18 protein-coding genes are annotated in these 16,587 nt (G+C 67.2%); 9 read left to right on the top strand and 9 right to left on the bottom strand.

The features are described from left to right. Positions 1 to 4 precede the first annotated feature (4 nt). Positions 5 to 751: a calcium-binding protein gene (locus ACQPZW_RS26065; RefSeq protein WP_433788641.1), complete on the bottom strand. Its 747-nt coding sequence runs from the start codon at positions 749 to 751 to the stop codon at positions 5 to 7. A 435-nt stretch (positions 752 to 1,186) separates the two neighbouring features. Here ACQPZW_RS26065 and ACQPZW_RS26060 point away from each other — a divergent pair, with 435 nt between their 5' ends. Next, entirely contained in the window at positions 1,187 to 1,444 is a 258-nt protein-coding gene (locus ACQPZW_RS26060) for a hypothetical protein (protein WP_433788640.1), read from the top strand. Here ACQPZW_RS26060 and ACQPZW_RS26055 read toward each other — a convergent pair. Together ACQPZW_RS26055 and ACQPZW_RS26050 are read right to left on the bottom strand one after the other, a co-directional pair. Continuing rightward, entirely contained in the window at positions 1,424 to 1,930 is a 507-nt protein-coding gene (locus tag ACQPZW_RS26055) for a GAF domain-containing protein (protein ID WP_433788639.1), read from the bottom strand. The two genes, ACQPZW_RS26060 and ACQPZW_RS26055, sit on opposite strands and share 21 nt — an antisense overlap. A gap of 5 nt (positions 1,931 to 1,935) precedes the next feature. Next, entirely contained in the window at positions 1,936 to 2,241 is a 306-nt protein-coding gene (locus tag ACQPZW_RS26050; protein ID WP_433788638.1) for a hypothetical protein, read from the bottom strand. A 118-nt stretch (positions 2,242 to 2,359) separates the two neighbouring features. Here ACQPZW_RS26050 and ACQPZW_RS26045 point away from each other — a divergent pair, with 118 nt between their 5' ends. Further along, positions 2,360 to 2,506 carry a hypothetical protein gene (locus ACQPZW_RS26045; RefSeq protein WP_433788637.1) on the top strand — a complete coding sequence of 49 codons (147 nt, stop codon included), beginning with the start codon at positions 2,360 to 2,362 and terminating at the stop codon, positions 2,504 to 2,506. A gap of 552 nt (positions 2,507 to 3,058) precedes the next feature. Here the strand turns inward: ACQPZW_RS26045 and ACQPZW_RS26040 are convergent. After that, the gene (locus ACQPZW_RS26040; RefSeq protein WP_433788636.1) at positions 3,059 to 3,610 is read right to left on the bottom strand and encodes a hypothetical protein; all 552 of its coding nucleotides are present in this window, start codon (positions 3,608 to 3,610) and stop codon (positions 3,059 to 3,061) included. A gap of 154 nt (positions 3,611 to 3,764) precedes the next feature. On the opposite strand from ACQPZW_RS26040, the gene ACQPZW_RS26035 reads away from it, so the two are divergent. Beyond that, positions 3,765 to 4,148 (top strand): hypothetical protein, encoded by a 384-nt coding sequence (locus tag ACQPZW_RS26035; RefSeq protein WP_433788635.1) that lies wholly within the window; start codon positions 3,765 to 3,767, stop codon positions 4,146 to 4,148. A gap of 293 nt (positions 4,149 to 4,441) precedes the next feature. On the opposite strand, the gene ACQPZW_RS26030 is transcribed toward ACQPZW_RS26035, so the two are convergent. Then, entirely contained in the window at positions 4,442 to 6,448 is a 2,007-nt protein-coding gene (locus tag ACQPZW_RS26030; RefSeq protein ID WP_433788634.1) for a WD40 repeat domain-containing serine/threonine protein kinase, read from the bottom strand. A 191-nt stretch (positions 6,449 to 6,639) separates the two neighbouring features. Here ACQPZW_RS26030 and ACQPZW_RS26025 point away from each other — a divergent pair, with 191 nt between their 5' ends. The 3 genes from ACQPZW_RS26025 (at position 6,640) to ACQPZW_RS26015 (ending at position 9,124) form a co-directional block, all read left to right on the top strand. Continuing rightward, the gene (locus ACQPZW_RS26025; RefSeq protein ID WP_433788633.1) at positions 6,640 to 7,590 is read left to right on the top strand and encodes a hypothetical protein; all 951 of its coding nucleotides are present in this window, start codon (positions 6,640 to 6,642) and stop codon (positions 7,588 to 7,590) included. A gap of 104 nt (positions 7,591 to 7,694) precedes the next feature. Continuing rightward, positions 7,695 to 8,648 (top strand): helix-turn-helix domain-containing protein, encoded by a 954-nt coding sequence (locus tag ACQPZW_RS26020; RefSeq protein ID WP_433788632.1) that lies wholly within the window; start codon positions 7,695 to 7,697, stop codon positions 8,646 to 8,648. 14 nt (positions 8,649 to 8,662) lie between these two features. Next, positions 8,663 to 9,124 (top strand): cupin domain-containing protein, encoded by a 462-nt coding sequence (locus ACQPZW_RS26015; protein ID WP_433788631.1) that lies wholly within the window; start codon positions 8,663 to 8,665, stop codon positions 9,122 to 9,124. 59 nt (positions 9,125 to 9,183) lie between these two features. On the opposite strand, the gene ACQPZW_RS26010 is transcribed toward ACQPZW_RS26015, so the two are convergent. From ACQPZW_RS26010 to ACQPZW_RS26000, 3 genes are all read right to left on the bottom strand, one after another. After that, positions 9,184 to 10,533 carry a ricin-type beta-trefoil lectin domain protein gene (locus ACQPZW_RS26010; RefSeq protein ID WP_433797627.1) on the bottom strand — a complete coding sequence of 450 codons (1,350 nt, stop codon included), beginning with the start codon at positions 10,531 to 10,533 and terminating at the stop codon, positions 9,184 to 9,186. Between the two features lie 594 nt (positions 10,534 to 11,127). After that, complete coding sequence (locus ACQPZW_RS26005; RefSeq protein WP_433788630.1) at positions 11,128 to 12,129, bottom strand: hypothetical protein; 1,002 nt, start codon at positions 12,127 to 12,129, stop codon at positions 11,128 to 11,130. Positions 12,130 to 12,277: 148 nt separating this feature from the next. Then, positions 12,278 to 12,943, bottom strand: a complete 666-nt coding sequence (locus tag ACQPZW_RS26000) for a C39 family peptidase (RefSeq protein WP_433788629.1) — start codon at positions 12,941 to 12,943, stop codon at positions 12,278 to 12,280. A gap of 358 nt (positions 12,944 to 13,301) precedes the next feature. On the opposite strand from ACQPZW_RS26000, the gene ACQPZW_RS25995 reads away from it, so the two are divergent. The 3 genes from ACQPZW_RS25995 to ACQPZW_RS25985 all read left to right on the top strand — a co-directional run bounded on the left by ACQPZW_RS25995 (position 13,302) and on the right by ACQPZW_RS25985 (position 15,135). Next, positions 13,302 to 13,757: a hypothetical protein gene (locus ACQPZW_RS25995; RefSeq protein WP_433788628.1), complete on the top strand. Its 456-nt coding sequence runs from the start codon at positions 13,302 to 13,304 to the stop codon at positions 13,755 to 13,757. 132 nt (positions 13,758 to 13,889) lie between these two features. After that, the gene (locus tag ACQPZW_RS25990; protein ID WP_433788627.1) at positions 13,890 to 14,759 is read left to right on the top strand and encodes a DUF1963 domain-containing protein; all 870 of its coding nucleotides are present in this window, start codon (positions 13,890 to 13,892) and stop codon (positions 14,757 to 14,759) included. 106 nt (positions 14,760 to 14,865) lie between these two features. Further along, a complete protein-coding gene (locus tag ACQPZW_RS25985) occupies positions 14,866 to 15,135 on the top strand; it encodes a hypothetical protein (protein ID WP_433788626.1) in 270 nt (89 codons plus the stop codon). Between the two features lie 376 nt (positions 15,136 to 15,511). Here the strand turns inward: ACQPZW_RS25985 and ACQPZW_RS25980 are convergent, their stop codons facing one another. Next, complete coding sequence (locus ACQPZW_RS25980) at positions 15,512 to 16,519, bottom strand: hypothetical protein (RefSeq protein ID WP_433788625.1); 1,008 nt, start codon at positions 16,517 to 16,519, stop codon at positions 15,512 to 15,514. Positions 16,520 to 16,587: the final 68 nt, after the last annotated feature.

Genomic DNA, 16,587 nt, shown 5'->3' with positions numbered 1-16,587 from the left:
CTGCTCAGAAGACCAGTTCGCAGTTCGACTTGACGTCGATGTTGTTGTCGCATCGGTCGATGGTGCCGGCGCCACCGTCGCCGATGTCCCCGCCGACCGGGTCCAACAGGAAGTCGTCGCCGTTGCCGCCGTTCAGGGTGTCGTTGCCCTCGCCGCCGGCGACCACGTCGTTGCCACCTTCACCGTTCACGACGTCGTTTCCAGTTCCCCCGTTGATCTGGTCGTCGCCGTCGCCGCCGAAGTAGTTGTCGTCGCCGGGGCTGTCCAGCAGTGCGTCGTTACCGGCTCCACCGACGACGATGTCGTTGCCGTTGCCGGGATAGATGTTGTCGTTCTCCGTTCCCCCGGTGAGAGTGTCGATGCCGTCACCGCCGAACAGGGCGTCGTTGCCCGCATCGCCGAGCAGTCCATCGTTGCCCGCGTCACCGCTGATGACGTCGAGCCCTGCCTCGCCGAAGATGACGTCGACGCCGTCGCCGCCCTGAGCGATGTCGTTCCCGTCGCCGAGACAGATGACATCGCTCCCGCCGAGACCGAGCACCACGTCGTTGCCGCCCAGGCTCGCGATGACGTCCGGGCCGTCCGTGCCGATCAGGTTGTCGTTGCCCGCGCCACCGACGATCGTCGCTGTCTGGCCGTTGCACAGCGTGGCAGCGTAGGCGGCAGACTGTGCAGAAAGGCCGCCGACGGTGACTCCGGCGACCAACAGCAGGGCGACTGCTCCACGCCGCCCCCACCCCTTCGACGACATTTCCCTCTGTACAGCACCCATATCGTTCCTCCCGATCTCGACAGCCGGAGAGTCTGTGGCCTCGATGGGCCATCCGGCATGACTGAATGATCGCGACCGCAAGGTGCGTCGAGCTCGAAACTGGACACCGCTGGACACGGCTGCACAGGTGTCCGCAGCGACTGCCGCCAGACGGTGTGCCAACCGTGCGGGTCCCGATGATCTCGTCGACCATGCCACCCGCCGGATCAGGTTCTCTGGGGGGCGTTGCGGGTGCCAAAAACCGCGACCGCCCTGTTCACAGCCACTCTGGTCGCCGACGCGTGGGCAGGGCAGCGCCTAGAAGGCTTGAACACTGCGGGGGTCGCCGGCGACGATGAGCACGTCACCGATGCAGACGGTGGCCCCAGGGTGACGGCCTCACCGAACGCGGACTAGTAGCTGCCGGTGTCGACGATGACCAGCCCGGTCACGCATATCGCCGACGTGGCGGTGAACAACGCCGTGACCGCTGAGCCGGCGGTGGCCGATCACATGGCCTGCTCCGCGCTGCGGCGCCACCCGGCTTCCAGCTGCACGGCTCTTCAGTGGTTTTACTCTCGGAGTTGCCGGAACAGCTTCACCAAGGCCCCGGCAAGCAAAGGCCATTCGCGCGAGGACGCGTCAGGATTCGCCTGCCTTCGTGCTGCGGTTTCAGCCAGGCCGGCGGAATGACTGCAGCACTTCGCTGATCTCCCGCGCGCTGCGGTGCAATTCGGCGAGGTCCGCGTCGGTGAACTGGTGCGGATCCGAACCCAGGACACAATGCGCTCCCAGGATCGCCCCGTCGAGCACGATCGGGACCCCGGCATAGCTGCGCACGCCGTCGATGGTGACCAGCGGGTTGGCCGACTGGTCCGCGTCGTTGCCGGCATCCGGTACGACGTACGCGGTTCCGGACTTGACGGCGTTGACGCAGAACGACCACTCGATGGGAGTGCCGGCCAGCTCGTCCAGCCACCCCTGCAGCCCGTACGAACCAGGGAAGAACTGCGCGGTGTCCAGCACCATGCTGACCAGACCGATCGGCTGGCCGAGCCGGTCAGCCGTACGCTGGGCGATGCCGTCCAGACGGCGGCGCAGTTCCGGGTCGTCCAGGTCGATGCCGGCCATGATCTCCAAACGGTCCGGAGCCGGTGGAGCCTGATCGTGGCTGCTCATGCGGGTCATTTCTTTCCCTTCATGGGCTCGACGAGGCGTTCGTACGCCGCGGCGCGCACCGTGAGACCACGGGCGCACAGGCGGGTCATCGGTTCGGCGACCTGCATGGCCGAGATCAGCCGGCGGAAGGCTGCGGCATCGGTTTCCTGCCCGGTGAGTCCTGAGGCGAACAGCAGAGTGCGCCAGACGTCCTCGGAGTGTGGGCCGTAGAAGCCGTTCAGAGCGGCGCGGGCTGTCGCCAGCGTCGGCATCTGCAGCTCGTACACCGCGTCCGGTGGTGAGACGCCCGGTCTCGCGTTCTGCTGCGCCATCGGTGCCCTTCGCCGGCTTTGTACGTACCTCATGCATCAGATCGGTCGGAGCTCGGCGCATCTGAGCAGGATCGTGCGACGTGGCCCCCGCGGTCGGGCCCGCGATTGCCACGGTCCCATGGCGTTCGCCGACGCGAAGACGGCCGGCTCGGTCAAGGGCGGCATGGTGGGCGGTGACGGGCGCATGCAGGCCGCTGGAGTGGAGACGCCACGGTTCGCGGCCGAGGAGGAACCGAGGGCGTCGATCGTGGCCCTGCCTTCCTAAGGCTCGCCCATACGCGGTGAGCTGACGAAAGCGACTGTTCGCCAGGAGTTCCCCGGACTGCTGCAAGGTCTGGGTGCGATCGTCACGATGTGAGTGACGACGGAGACCTGAGGGCCCAACTTGCCGATCTAGAACGTGTTCGGGCGGATCACCAGTTCCGTATCGAGCAGGCGGAGGAGGAGATCAAGGAGTTGAAGCAGCAAGTTGCGGACCTGACCAGGAAGTTCTACACAATCGGGAGCTCCGGTTTCTAGGCCTTCGTTGAATGACCCTCCGGGCGCGCAAGAAGGGCCGACACGGTCTCGACACCCTGGTGGGCCTCAACGACCGTCGGGACTGTGACCTGCGGCCAGTTCGCGGAACCCGGTGACCTGCTGGATGACCTCGCTCGTCAGCACTGCCCCAGCATTCCGGCACCACACCAATCATCGAGCGGTGGTACCCCGTTGGCGGCGGCGCCCCACGCTTGAGTCGGGCGAAGAGTGCAAGGACATTCTGGGCGGACACGCCATACCGATCGCGCGACGCGTTGCGCTGAAAGAGATGCTCCAGCTAGCCGAGGTCGTCCTCGTCGACCCACTCCTCGAAGGTGACGCCGTCGGGCTCCTTCGACCTGTTGAGTGCGGCGTCTGCAGCGGAGCGGCGGGTGGCACCGTAATAGTCGGTCTGCCTGTGAATTGTCTCCTCGGCAAATGCCGCCGGCCATACTTGGATCAAATAGAACTCGACGGGCCGGGAAGCGGTGCCGTCGATGTCGGTATCGCGGCCCTGCGCGTGCACGCGGGCACGGTAGCGTCCTGGTCCCGACGTGCTGAGCAGCGGCAGCCGCGGCTCATGGTCGAAGGATCGGACAACCAGGTGGCCGGAAGAGGCGGCGACGCTCAGCTCGACGATCTCTTCCCACTGGCGTGACAAGTCTGCCTGTGCCGGGGCAGTGTCGAGTGCGGAGACGACGACAGAGATCTTGCCCGAGTGTATTCCGGTGAAAACGGCTGCGCCGGCGGTGTAGGCGGCCACCAGTCCGTTGCTGTCCTTCGGTTCTTCGTTCGGCCAGTCTTCGCCGTCGATGAGGCCGAAGGTGTGGTAACTGATGTGCAGGTCCATAGGGCTCCCTGTGCGAGACGAGTGGCGGGGTGCGGCCATATGACCGCACTCCGCCGCCGGTCAGGGGTTTCTCAGGCGGAACATATCTTTGTTCATTTCCCTGGTCGACGGCCGACCAGGAGCGCCGCGATTGTCTTGCTTGAATACCATTGCCGTGCGACGTTCCATCCAGAAGGAATACAGCCGCGAATACCTGGTCGTGCGCAGCGGCGCCGCATGGGACCCACAGCGCGCCGAGGACGTGAAACTGCTGGCCTGCATCACCGGAACCAGATCCGGTGAACGGGTCGGCACGTGCCGCTACCAGACGGACACCGGGACCGTGCGGGTCCGCGTCGATGGGCAGAGGTTCACCATCGACATCTTCGAGCTCAACACCGGCACGCGCGTGGCCCGCAAGACGTTCGACGCCGACTTCTGCCCACCCGGCCTGCTCACCACCGATGGAGGTGCCGACATCCCACGCCAGATGTTGTCCACCATGACAGTCGACGACCGGGCCGCGGTGCTCGACCCGTACGTCAAGCGGTCTGCCTGAATCTCGCATATGCAGTGCCCGCCGGACACACCCGGCCGACAGAGGCGACCGTCCGATTCCCTCTATCGTTACGCCGGCCGGCAGCGTACCGATGCAGGGATAAGTGACGCGGGAGGAGCCGCCGTGGCAGGACCCGCACCGAGGCGCAGGCCCGTTTCGGCCAGGCCGTGCTGCTCGAGGAACGCGACCGGGCTGTTGTTGCGACCGATGCCGCAGCGGCTCAACATCCGACCATGCCGCATGGTCGGGCCGAACGAATCTCCCGGTCGAACACGGCAATGGTGCCGCCCTCGTCAGCCGTGCGTGAAGTCGGTCAAGGGAAGGAGGCGGACGAGGTGATGGTCGGTGCCGGTTGCCACATTCGTGCCGTCCGGGCTGATGCGGACGATCATCGGCCACTCGTCGTTGACCCCCACCTCGCGGATCAACCGGCCGGTGGCGATCTGCCACACCGACACCCCGAGCTCGGACTCGGCTCCGGCGAGCAGCCAGGCGCCGTCGCGGCTGAATTCCAGGCTCTCGATCTGGGCGTCCGCGTTGGCGAGCGCCGTGCCCGTACGCCAATCGGCGGTGTCCCACAGGTGTACCTTGCCGCCGGTACCGCCCGCGGCGAGCAGCGTGCCGTCCGGGCTGAAGTTGACGCCCAGCATGCTTCCCGGGGCGGCCAGCGCCCTGAGCAGTGTCCCGTCGTCCGGGTTCCAGACCCGGACCGTACCGTCCTCTCCGCTGCTGGCCAGGGTTTTCCCGTCCGGACTGAAAGCCAGGTCGTACGTGTCGTCGCGATGTCCTGACAGGCGCGTCCTCTCGGTCAGAGTGCGGGTGTCCCACAGGACCACCGGCCCGCCCAGGCCACCTGCTGCGATGGTCGTACCGTCGGGGCTGAACGCCACCGCCTGCACCGATTCGATCTCGAGCTCCAACTGGGCGACCGGCTTCCACGTATCGGTCTGCCACAGCCGTACCGAGGCGTCGTCACCGGCGGAGGCGAGCCTGCTGCCGTCCGGGCTGAAAGCCAGATCGAGCACCTTGCCACGGTGCTCTTTGCTGGTGCTGATCGACCGGCCGGTGGCGGTGTCCCAGATTCGTACGGTCCGGTCACTGGCTCCGCTGGCCAGCATCTTGCCGTCCAGGCTGAAAGCCACTGCCAACACGACGTCGCCATGCCCGGTGAGTGTGTTGCGCTCCAGCGCCCGTGGCGTCACGGACGGCGCGCTGGACGGTGGCGGGCTGGGTGGCGCGGCCGTCGGATTGTCATCCGACCTGGTCGCTACGACCACCACGGTCACGGCAGCGGTCACTGCTATGGCGGCGCCGATCGCGGTCCAGGGCCGGCGCCGCCGGAAGGGCGGCACGAGTGCGGTGACAGCATCGATGGGGGTCGGTGGTAGCGGCGCGGTGTCCGCCGCCACCGTGACCGGCGGGGCTCCCATCGTCACCGCCGAGGACCATGGTGTCCGGCGCCGTCGTTTACGCAGCACCACCGGCTCGGGATGATGCGCGACGGCGGCAAGCAGCCTCAGAGCCGGTTCAGCGGTGAGCCGCCGGCGTGGATCCTTCTCCAGCAGGCCCTTGATCACCGGCCACAGGCGCCCGGAGTGTGCCGGTGCGGCTGGTTTGCTGGTGAGAATCGCGGCGAGTGTGCCCTGCATGTCATCACGCTGGAACGGCGAGTGCCCGGTCACCGTCTGGTAGAGCGTCACTCCCAGGGCCCACAGATCGGTCGCGGCCGTAGCCGGCTCACCATTGATGCGCTCGGGTGCCATGAACGCCGGCGATCCCACCAGTTGCCCGGTGTGAGTCAGCACTGTGGCGTCTTCGATCGCGGCGATCCCGAAATCGGTGAGCACCACCCGGTCGTCGTCGAGCAGGATGTTGGCGGGCTTGACGTCACGATGCAGGATCCCGCTACGGTGTGCCGCCCCGAGCGCGTCGAGCACCCGCCACCCGATTTCTGCGGTTCGCTGCTGGGTCAGCAGGCCGCGTTCCTGGATCTCTTGCGCCAACGACCGCCCGCCGACGAGTTCCATGACGATCCACGGCCGCCCGTCCTCGATGACCACGTCATGCACGGTCACGATGCCGGGATGACGAAGCCGGGCCGCTGCCTGAGCCTCCCGTAAAGCCCTCTTCACCAGCGGATCCGCGGGGTCGGCAGGGCCAGCACCGGCGGCCGGGAACAGGATCTCCTTGACCGCGACGTCCCGGGTGAGCAGCGAGTCGTGTGCGACCCACACGGCGCCCATCCCACCCCGCCCCAGCGCCCGCCCCAGCCGATAACGGCCGGCGACCGTCTCCGTCATGAGAGAAACCTACCGGCTTTTCACAGTCCTCTTTGTCGCAGCGGTCGGTCTAACCTGCAGACGTTGGTGGAAGGGGCCGGTGACGCGTTCGAGCCGGTGGATCAGGTTGTTTGCCGCGGCGTCGCGAGGGCCGTCCGGAGATTCGTTCATGAGGAGCGGGGCGCTTGCCGGGCGGTGCTACCCAGGTCGGTATGGGAATGAGTCCCGAAGCGCGACAGCGACTGGACCAAGGTTTCCAGCGCCGGACAGCAGAGCAACAAGCACGACACGCCGCCGACTGGCAGCACGCCGCCCATCTCGGTCATGCACTCGGGCTGGGCGAGCCACTCGGCATCTACCAGACCGAGATAACCCCACCGCTGGGCGTACGGCGGGTGCTGCGCCTACTCGCTCCCGCCGCGATGTTCCTCGTCGTGCTGGTCCTGGTGGTCGTGTGGGGCCCGCGGGAGGCACTGCCTCTCCTGTCCGTCACCCCGTTGGTGGCCGGCGGCTACTGCCTGATGTTTCTCGTGATCTCCCGCCGTGGCCGCTTCACCCGATGGCTGTACGGATACCGCGATGGCCTGGCTGAGGTCGACCCGGACGGCCATCCGCGTGTGGTGCGCTCGAGCGAGGTCATCGACGTGGTCGACGCGTGGACCTCATCCGGCTCGGAATCGCAGTCGTCGTGGGACTACGAGGGTTTCCGACTCACCACCGCCGATGGCCGCACCGTGTTGATCACCGGGAAGTACCGCAACGCGCTCGACCCGTTCGGCCCGGTCGGTGGACTGATCGCCGCGCTCGTTCCGGCCTCGGTCGGCACGGCCATTCCCCGTTTTCCTTCGATTGCCGACCTGATGACCGACTGGGCCGTGTCCCTGGTCGTGGCACGGCTGGTCGAGACGGTCCGCGGCGGCGCGACAGTCGTACGCAAGGACTTCCGGGTGTCCCTCGAGGGACTCGCGGGCCCCAAGGACACCACGATCACGCCATGGGACGCGATCGAACGCATCGAGTTGCGGCCCGGCCACGTGAAGGTGCGCCCGATCGGCGGCAAGGCCCGCAAGTACGACGACTACCGTGATGCCTCCGGATACGCGGTGCTCTGCCGCGTGTTGCTCGCGCTCGGTGTCAACGCCTCCTTCGAGGCGCGCGGCTGAACCGAAGGCACGAAGCCGTGACGGCAGCGCGAAACCGCCGCGAGTGCTCATCGGCATGTCCACGGGTTGAACCAGACAGGAACTGTCGCCGTTATCGTTGGCCGGTGATCGGCAACCTCGAGACGTTCCAGGACGAGCTGGCCGCCAGCGGGTTTCCGCCGCTGGTCAACAAGCTGGCCGGGGCCGACTTCCGGGGCCGGATCTCCACCCGTGACCTCGGGCCGCTGCGGCTGGTCTCCCTCGAAACACCCGAGAGCGCCTGTATCGGGCGGCAGCGCGACGCCTCCGACGGCGAGAACCTGGCGGTAAAGGTGATGATCCGTGGCCGGACGCGGATCGAGCAGGGGCACGCCGCCGCCGAGCTCGGGCCGGCCGACCTGGTGCTGCTCGATCCCACGCGTACGCTCCGGTTCGAGAGCGCCGCCGCGGTGCACGTCACCATCCTGGTCCCGCGCCGGGAGCTTCGGATCCGGCCCGCGCAGATCGACCGGCTCATCGGCAAACGCATCGATGGAAGCCGCGGTCCGGGCGCTCTCGTCTCCGTGCTGGCTCGGGAGTCGGCACGGTCGGCGACCGAGTTCCGCGAGGCGGAGGCGCTGCGGTCGGCGGCGGCCGTCATCGAGCTGATAGCGGTCGCGCTGGAGGCCCGGCTGGGCGACGAGCAACCGGCCCCGGACGAGTGGCTGCGGAACCGGATCGCCGGCTACATCGAGGCCCGGCTGGCCGATCCCGATCTGTCCCCACCCGGCATCGCCGCCGCCCACCACATCTCCGTACGCCGGCTGCACAAGCTGTTCGAGGACCAGCCGCTCACCGTCGCGGCCCTGATCCGGCGTCGCCGCCTGGAGCGCTGCCGGGCCGAGCTGACCGGAAACGGGGGTACGGTCACCGCCGTGGCCGCCCGGTGGGGATTCTCCGATCCCACCCATTTCAGCAAGCTCTTCAAGACGACGTACGGCTACAACGCCCGCGCACTGGTGACCAGCAACCGTGCGCGGACGACCAAGACGCGCACGCCCGACCCGGAACAGGATGGTGGTGACCAAGGCAGGCAATAGCAATGGGAGAAGTCGTGGCGAAGGTCAACATCGTCCGCCCCGGTGAGGGCGAGATCCTCGGCAGCGGGGCGCAGCAGATCCGCATCCTGGAGAACGGCGAGCACACCGACCACCGGCTGGGGTTTGCCGAGGTCACCATTCCGCCGGGCACGCCGAGCCCGCTGCAGCATCGCCACGCCCAGCACGACGAGGGCTTCTACGTGCTGGCGGGGACGTTCCGGTTCACCGTCGGCGAGGAGCAGTACGAAGCCGGGCCGGGCACCTGGGTCATCGTGCCGACCGGGGCGCCGCACACGTTCGCCAACGTCGGCGACGTGAACGCGGTCATGCTGAACACGTTCACGCCGGACCTGTACGTGCAGTACTTCCGCGACTTCAAGGCGATGATCGATTCCGGGCAGCCGGTCAACGCCGAGACCATGAAACCACTGTGGAAGAACTACGCCACCGAGATCTCGAGCGAATACGCCTCGTGAAGCGCCGGAAGCCTGTCCGCTCCCGCGTCCTGACCGTCAGCGTGCCCCTCGGCCGGCTGTCACGCGGCCTTGACGAAGTATTGTGCGGCCGATCCGTTGCAGTCCCAGATCTGCAGTCGCGTGCCGTCCGCTGTCGAGCCTCCCGGGGAGTCCAGGCATCTGTTGGAGTTCGGGTTGCGCAGCCGATTACCTTCCTGGACCCAGCTCTGTGCCCCACTGCCGTTGCAGTCCCAGAGTTGGACCTTCGTGCCGTTGGCCGTACCCGCGCTGGCGACGTCGAGGCATCGGCCCAGCGTCCGCAGGGTCGGGCCGTCCCAGCTCCACTGCTGGTCCTTCGAGAGAGAGGGCCCCTGGCACGTCCACAGCTGCACGGCCGCGCCGTTGCCGCCCGTGTCGTTTCCGGCCACGTCCACGCACTTGCCGCCCGGCCCGTTGACCTGCGTCGCGGGTCCGCCCGTGGGAGGCGGCGTCGTGCCTCCGTCCTGGTAGTAGCGCACGTAGTCGATCGATGCGGTGAGCGGGAACTGGCTCTGCACGGGGTTCTGTCCGGGGTACGTGCCGCCCAGCGCCAGGTTGAAGATGATGTGGAACGGCTTGCGGAACTCCTCCAAGGTCGCCGGTGTCGTGTCGATCACGTGCGTCTGCACACCGTCGACGTACCAGCGGATCTGCGCGGCCGTCCACTCGATCGCATAGACGTGGAAGGCCGCGGGGTTGTTGACGGCGGGGTTCGCGACGTAGTTGGCGTTCTGACCCGCTGTCCACGGGAACACGCCGGTCCGGAGATCCCAGAAGATGTTGTTCGTGACGGTCGCGTTCGCGTTCGCGTGTTCCATGATGTCGACCTCGCCGCAACTGGCCCAGTTGGTGGGCAGGCGGTCGTAGTACGTCTGCGCCGGGTTGTAGGCGCTCGTGGACGTCTCGTCGCACGCGTCACCGAGCATCCAGAACGCCGGCCACGAACCGGTGGCGGTCGGGAGCGCCATGCGCGCCTCGATCCGGCCGTACTGGAAGGACTTCTTCGTGTCCGTCGTCATGCGGCACGACGTCTGGTAGAAGTTGCGGCCGTTGACCGTGATGGGCGTGGTGAGCCAGTTGGCGCGCATCACGAGGTTGCCGCCGGACTGGGTGCAGTTCTCGGGGCGGTACCACTCCCACTCGCCGTTGCCCCAGCCGTCGAAGGCATTGAGGCCGGGGTTGAGGCCGTTGCCGACGTTGTAGTTCCAGTTGGCGCTGCTGGGCGCGCCGGACCCGTTGAACTCGTCGGCCCACACGAGGTTCCACGCGGCTTGTGCGGGCTGCTGCTGGACGACCGCGCTGCCGACGAGTGCGGTAACGGCCGCGGTGAGGAGGACCATGAGGCGCCGGCGGCTGCGTGGCAGCGCTCGGTCCGCGAAACCTGCATTCATTGTCACGGAGAACGTCCTCTCGTATGGAGTGGTTCGATCTACTGCGACGGGCGATACGCGTTGCTTTTCTGTAAACATTATTACGTAAACATTTCCTACTGTCGATGCGCCGGGACGGTGCTCGCAGACCGAGCCTAGGAAAGTTTCTGGATGGTTAGTTTGGTTTGTCGCGTTTGCGCGGACGCTGCTGAGTGATCCGGGCCGGGCGCCGGTGCTGGTCTGGCCACCCTGTGGCCGCAGTACTGGGGACACCCTTACCGTCCGGCCGGACGCAAGCCTCCCGAACCCTTACGCCCAGGACCGGGAACTGCTGGCCGGCACGGCGGTGCTGGTCGCCGACACCTTTACCCCCCCCCGCCCAGCTCGCCGATCTGGCCGCCACGGGGCTGATGCGAAGCTGCGGTACGCCGCGGAACACGCTTTGGGACGTGGAACGGCCAGCAGTCAGCGACGCGTACGACGCATCTGCTCGCCACCCCGGATCTGCCGCTGAGCACGCGTGTCTGGGACAGAACGGCTACCTGGGGCACCTCATCGGGGTTCGGCAACTCCGGGGAGGATTATCGTCGAGCGGCCGGTAGCTATCCGCCTGGATCAGCCGGTGGCTATCTCCGCCGTGCAGTTCTCCCGGTTCGGCTCGTCGCGCCAGAGGCAGACCTGGATCGTCACCGGCTGGCCGCCGATCGTGGTCGAGACGGCCGGGGAGTGGATGTAGCCTCGTTCCGCCAGCGGCAGCGGCGACGCGCAGCTGTGCCACGGCCCGTCCGCGATCCTCCACCGGACACGGGTGCCACCGGCGTGCGGAGTGGCATCGTCGGAACCGGCACGGCCCCAGTAGTAGATGCGGCCCTGACGGCTGGCGTAGCGGGCGGATCCATTCATCGCGTCGAAGTCCAGCGTAGGACTGAGCCGGGTGGCTTGGTCGTCGTCGAACACCGTGGAGGCGTCAGCGATGATCTCGTCGCCGACGACACCCTCCCGGCAGGCGTGATCCTCCTCCGGCCAGGCGAACGCCCACGCCAAGCCACCTGCCACTGCGACCAGTGCACCCACCACCGCGACGCCGCGGACCGGCACCCGGCGGCGCCGCCCTGGCGGCCGGGGAACGGGTCTGGCGTCCACGATCAGGCCGGCCGACGCGCGCGGGACGGGCAGCAGGGCCGGGGCACGGACGTCGGCCTCCCTCGCCTGGGCGATCAGAATGTTCAGGTGCTCGACCGCGACGGTGAGACGCCGGGCGTCCTCGTCGCCGAACGTGCTTCCGGTGATGTGGTGTGCCGCCCGGGCGACCGCCACCACCGCCACCGGATCTGTCAGGTACCGCAGCTCGCCGGCGAGGACGCCGCCGACGATGTCCTTGTCGACAGCCAGGCTGGGTGCCATCCGATGGGTACGGATCACCTCGGCGAGGTGCCGCAACGATGCCGGACGGCGCCGGCGGCGAGGATCCGGCCGGCCGGGCGGCGGTGTGTAGACGCCGTCCTTGCCGGCCTTCGCGGCGGCCGCGTTCACCGTCGAGACGAGAAGTTGCGCCGCCTCGTCGACCCGTTGCCACCACGGATCCGTCCCGTCCACCCCGCTCGCCCCCCAGCCCATCGACCGGGGTCATTTTACTGAGCGTCGGAGTCGAGGTCACTCCCGTGTCCACAGCAACCGATCCACCGGGCCACCGCACGCGACGAGCACGCTTTCGGATTGCTCGCCACCAGCGGACTGGCACCGCCCTGACCCTGACCCCGAAAGCTCAGAAGGCGTACAGGTATGCCTTCATCACGAGCTGGCACAGGTAATCGAAGCGGATGCCGTACGTGGGATTCGGGTTGTACCCAGGCCAAGTCGAAGCCGGGTCGATGATGTAGACGATGCGGTTCGTGGGATCGTAGCCGTAGATGACGAACCAGTGGTCAATTTCGTGGTCGTTGGTCCACTTGTCCGGCTTGTACGGGCTGATTGCCGGCACCACCACGTTCACGATCGGCGGCGTCCATTGGCTGATACTGTTCTTGATCCGGCCCCAGAACTCCTCGCGCAAATCGACAGAACTGCGCAGTCCGCCCTCGTCCTCGACGTCCTCAAGCTCGTAGGCGTACCGCCCGAAGACATATTCCGTGCCGTACAACATCTGGAAGCGGTTGCTGCCGTTCGAGTCGGTGCCGATCTGGTTCGCGAGCTCTCTCTGGCCGGGCAGGTCGGCGTCGTCGTACCAAGCGGAGGACGCGATGCGCAGGGACGCCGGCCCGCACCAGTTGTCCTGCAGCTGCGTCTGCCAGACCAGCGGGATCTTCACCGGTGCGGCGAGAGCCGCGCCGGGAAGACTCAGCGCACCCGTCCCGGCGGCGGCCGCCCCCAGGAGGGGAAGGGTCAGCAATCTGCGTCGGTTCATCGACGGCATCCTCTCGACGAATGTCATCGGCGGTCCGGTGACCGCCGACGTCCATCTTGGATATCCATCTGTCCCCGGCGCAGCGTCATCTGTCGGTGGGGCCGGCGGCGGGACAGATGAACCGCTCGGTCAGAGCGGCAAGGGGCCTGCGGTGAAAAACTTCTGCAGCCGTATACGAGAGCGCACGTGCTGGTCAGCGTGGCGAGCGTCCAACACCGAGTTTCAGACGATCGCCGGGAACGCGGAGCACGACTGCCGGCGGGTGCTCAGCGACGACCACCCGACGACCAGAGTCGTCCGTGAAGACTTCGTCGCGCTAACCCACGCTATGTGATCATCCGTGGCTCGGATGGGTTCGCTGCGGTGGCTGCGAAAGAATGCGGCGATGAGCGACGAAGCACGACGCGCAGTGGTGGCGGCGCTAATCGGCCTTGCGGGAAGTCCCCACTACCGCGATCGGGCAGACGCAGGGCGCGGTCTTGCCAGCTTCGCCGAGGTGCCCGAGGCCGGCGAAGCGCTGCTGGGCCTCGTGCTCGACGCCGGAGACACGTTCGTCACGCGCGAGACGGCGACGGCACTGCTCCGGCGTCAGGACTCGGTCGGGCTCACGGTGGTCGCCTCAGCACTCACCATGGCCGATGACAACCACGCCGATTGGATCCATACCGCGGTGCTTGACGTATTCATGGTGTTCGCCCGTGAGCGTGATGCTGCTCTGCGGGAGTGTGCAGCGTTGTCCAGAGGTGCTGATGAGCAGATCCACTGTGGCGCACGCCAGTTGATCGACATGCTCGAGAAGATCGACCCGATCCTCCATCCAGTGCAAGACGATCACGCATGAGCGCCGGAAGCGCGCCCGCGAAGGCTCACCCACTAGAGCCGATCCCGCGGTAGGGCATGACGGGCAAAGATGCGCGAGGTTACGCAGTGCCCAAGATTCTGATCTGCCATCGGTCTGCCACTATGTGCCGTCATGGACTATCACCGCGAATTCCGGCAGGCAGCGACCGAACTGGGGGTACCGGAGGACGAGTCGGCCCGGTTCGCCGACCTCATCCGGGTTCGGATCCGCGCCGGCGAACAGCCTGACGGCATTCGTGCCGGACAGTTCGGCGGGCTGCCTCATCTGCCGGCGGGAACGTCCTGGCCATCCGTATCGCCGGGTGCGCCCCTGGCGTTCATGGCCTCCCTCGATTGCGCGGCGCTGCCGAGGATTGCCGGCTTCGCCCTCCCGGAGGCCGGCTCGCTGCTCTTCTTCCTGGCACCCACGGCGGCGGTCGAGTCCTGTTCCATTGCCGACGAGCAGAAGCTTGCCCGGGTCGTGTATGTGCCCGCGGGCACCGAGACAGTGGTTGCCGAAGCGCCGGTCGACGAGTTCGACGACGAACCTCTGTTCGGCCCGGAACACGACCTCTTCGCCAGGGTGGAGGCGAACCTGCCGGACTGGCTCGACGGGGCCGAGGACGGGCGATCCGACTTCCAGAAACACCTGACCCGGGACATGCCGCACTGCGCTGAACTCATCGCTCTCGTCCAGCGCCTCTGGCCGGGCGAAAAGTCCTGGATCGGCGAGGACTTCCTCGTCGGCGGGTATTCCATCTCGGCGCAGGACAGCCCCGAGACGCAGTTGGCGGAGGTTGACGAGACAGGTCTTCCGCCCGGCCCCGAACGGCTCTACCACTGGGCGGAAGCAGAGCACCGGGTGATGCGCGAGTGGGTGCCGCTCGCCCAGTTCTCCGTGCCGAACGAGGAATACATCAACGGGCGCTTCCTGATTCGCCACGAGGACCTCGCCGCCGGGCGCTTCGACAAGGCGCTGTCCTTCTGCGAGTTCACCGAGTGAACGAATCCTCCACCGCCTCGGCGGCCCACGTCGGCAGCCACACCAGCTCACCCCGTGTATGCACTCGCCTGGCGCTGAGGTAGCCGCGCAGTTCGCCGAGCGCGGGATGCGGGTTGTCGTCGAGTCAGATCAGCTCGGTAAGGCCCAGTTCGTCTTGCTCGGCGAATACGTACGCAACGGTAAGGCATGCCGATGGGATCCGGCGACGCTCAGCGAGACCATCCGGCGGCTGACGGTGCTGGTGCACCGCCTTGCCGCGGCGTTGCCGGGCCAGTTCGGTATCGAGACGCAGTGCTGGGCGCAGGTACTGCGTGGGCGTGGCCGCCGCCGCAATCCGGCTGCCCGGTGGATGACCCGCTTTTTGGAGTCTCGGTGAAAACCGCCATGCGCTACCTCGGGTCGGCACATCCGGATCGGGGATCGACGACCTCACGGTGAAACGGGCCGGGGGAGAGGCTAGGGCCGGCCGGTGAGTTCCCGCCAGCCGTCATCGTCGTCCAGCAGGCTCTCCACCAGGCACGCGCGTCCTGCTCCGTCGGTGGTTCCCACGTTCGCACAGCGCCGTCCGTGCCTCCTTCCCGTGCCTCGACGACATGCCGGTCGCCCGCCACGCGGAGGTAGACATCGCGGCCCCAGCCCGCCGCCGGCGGCGTCGACCAGGTCCGCGAACAGTGCGGTGGCGCTGAACGGGAATACCCGAAGACAGAGAGGGCCGAGATCGTTTCGATCGATACTGGCACTCCTTCGTCTGGCTAGAAGCCCTGTGCGATGTAGGCCCCGAAGTTGACCGGGGGCGGCGGGACGGTTGCGTCGGGGCACGTGGGGTCGGGGACGTCGATGCTCGGCGCTTGCCGTGGCCATTGCAAGAGGTAGTACACGGTCCGGCCGGTGCTGTCGATGGCCTGCCGCAGCGTGCTGGCCGCAGTCGGGTCGTTGTTGAACACCTCGCCGATCGTCCAGCCCTGCTTGGTGTAGCCGTACTGGTTCATCATGTTGTGTGCGGTGGTGAACAAGGAGCCCTCGTCGACCCCGTTACGCCGGTAGAAATGGAAGTCGAACAGGTACGGCGGGTTGTTCCCGTACACCTTGGGGATATTCTCGATCCGGCCGGCGTAGCCGATGGCGGAGAACCCGACCGTGTCCTTCTTGTCGAAGGCGTTGGTGTAGTCGTTCCACAGCCGCTGTGTGTAGGCGAGCAGGACCGGCTGGCTTTTCGTCGGCACCGCCTCGTTGCACAGGTCGATCCGGTAATGGATGCCGGAGCCGGCGATGATCGGGCGCAGGTTGGCGATCAGGTTCCAGTTCTCCTGGTACATGTCGTCATTCCAACTCGACCAGTTGTATGCGGCGTTGTCGCCGATAGGCATGAACGCCACCTGGATCTCGACGAAGCCGGCGTCGTCGATCGCGCGCAGCAGATCGGTCAGGTTCTGCCGGTTCGAGGCGGAGATGTTGCCGCCGGTGGAGTCCATGGCGGTACCGGTGTCCGGGCGGTGTCGGTGGATGATATGCACCCGCAGTCGTGCTTGGCCGGCCGCACGCATCGCGGCGAGCTGGCTGCGGATCAGGTCCGGGGCTTTGTGGAACGAGTTGACGACGCCGTACGGTTCCCGGTTGCAGCCATCGATCTGGTACCAGCCGTAGTTGGACCCGCCCCGGGAGGTCGCCCCGGTCGTCGCTGCCAGGGAAGAGCCTGGCCGCCAGCCAACGAGCCCGGCCGCGCCGACCGCCGCCGACCCCAACAACACCCTGCGACGCATCGCGCCACCCCTTCCGCTCGTCGCCTCGAACCGAACCGGTCGCGACCCAGGCGAGTAAACCGGCCTAC

This window comes from Actinoplanes sp. CA-252034 (assembly GCF_050956125.1).
Taxonomy (GTDB): domain Bacteria; phylum Actinomycetota; class Actinomycetes; order Mycobacteriales; family Micromonosporaceae; genus Actinoplanes.
Note: the sequence above shows the minus strand (reverse complement) of the source record. Positions and strands in the feature narration are given on the sequence as shown.

What these genes read in the sequence shown, in the direction of transcription:
- ACQPZW_RS26010 (WP_433797627.1), bottom strand. Translation starts at nt 10,533, where the DNA reads ATGAATGCAGGTTTCGCGGACCGAGCGCTGCCACGCAGCCGCCGGCGC.
- ACQPZW_RS26055 (WP_433788639.1), bottom strand. Translation starts at nt 1,930, where the DNA reads ATGAGCAGCCACGATCAGGCTCCACCGGCTCCGGACCGTTTGGAGATC.
- ACQPZW_RS25995 (WP_433788628.1), top strand. Translation starts at nt 13,302, where the DNA reads ATGAGCGACGAAGCACGACGCGCAGTGGTGGCGGCGCTAATCGGCCTT.
- ACQPZW_RS26045 (WP_433788637.1), top strand. Translation starts at nt 2,360, where the DNA reads ATGGCGTTCGCCGACGCGAAGACGGCCGGCTCGGTCAAGGGCGGCATG.
- ACQPZW_RS26025 (WP_433788633.1), top strand. Translation starts at nt 6,640, where the DNA reads ATGGGAATGAGTCCCGAAGCGCGACAGCGACTGGACCAAGGTTTCCAG.
- ACQPZW_RS25990 (WP_433788627.1), top strand. Translation starts at nt 13,890, where the DNA reads ATGGACTATCACCGCGAATTCCGGCAGGCAGCGACCGAACTGGGGGTA.
- ACQPZW_RS26050 (WP_433788638.1), bottom strand. Translation starts at nt 2,241, where the DNA reads ATGGCGCAGCAGAACGCGAGACCGGGCGTCTCACCACCGGACGCGGTG.
- ACQPZW_RS26065 (WP_433788641.1), bottom strand. Translation starts at nt 751, where the DNA reads ATGTCGTCGAAGGGGTGGGGGCGGCGTGGAGCAGTCGCCCTGCTGTTG.
- ACQPZW_RS25985 (WP_433788626.1), top strand. Translation starts at nt 14,866, where the DNA reads ATGCGGGTTGTCGTCGAGTCAGATCAGCTCGGTAAGGCCCAGTTCGTC.
- ACQPZW_RS25980 (WP_433788625.1), bottom strand. Translation starts at nt 16,519, where the DNA reads ATGCGTCGCAGGGTGTTGTTGGGGTCGGCGGCGGTCGGCGCGGCCGGG.
- ACQPZW_RS26000 (WP_433788629.1), bottom strand. Translation starts at nt 12,943, where the DNA reads ATGACATTCGTCGAGAGGATGCCGTCGATGAACCGACGCAGATTGCTG.
- ACQPZW_RS26040 (WP_433788636.1), bottom strand. Translation starts at nt 3,610, where the DNA reads ATGGACCTGCACATCAGTTACCACACCTTCGGCCTCATCGACGGCGAA.
- ACQPZW_RS26060 (WP_433788640.1), top strand. Translation starts at nt 1,187, where the DNA reads ATGACCAGCCCGGTCACGCATATCGCCGACGTGGCGGTGAACAACGCC.
- ACQPZW_RS26005 (WP_433788630.1), bottom strand. Translation starts at nt 12,129, where the DNA reads ATGGGCTGGGGGGCGAGCGGGGTGGACGGGACGGATCCGTGGTGGCAA.
- ACQPZW_RS26030 (WP_433788634.1), bottom strand. Translation starts at nt 6,448, where the DNA reads ATGACGGAGACGGTCGCCGGCCGTTATCGGCTGGGGCGGGCGCTGGGG.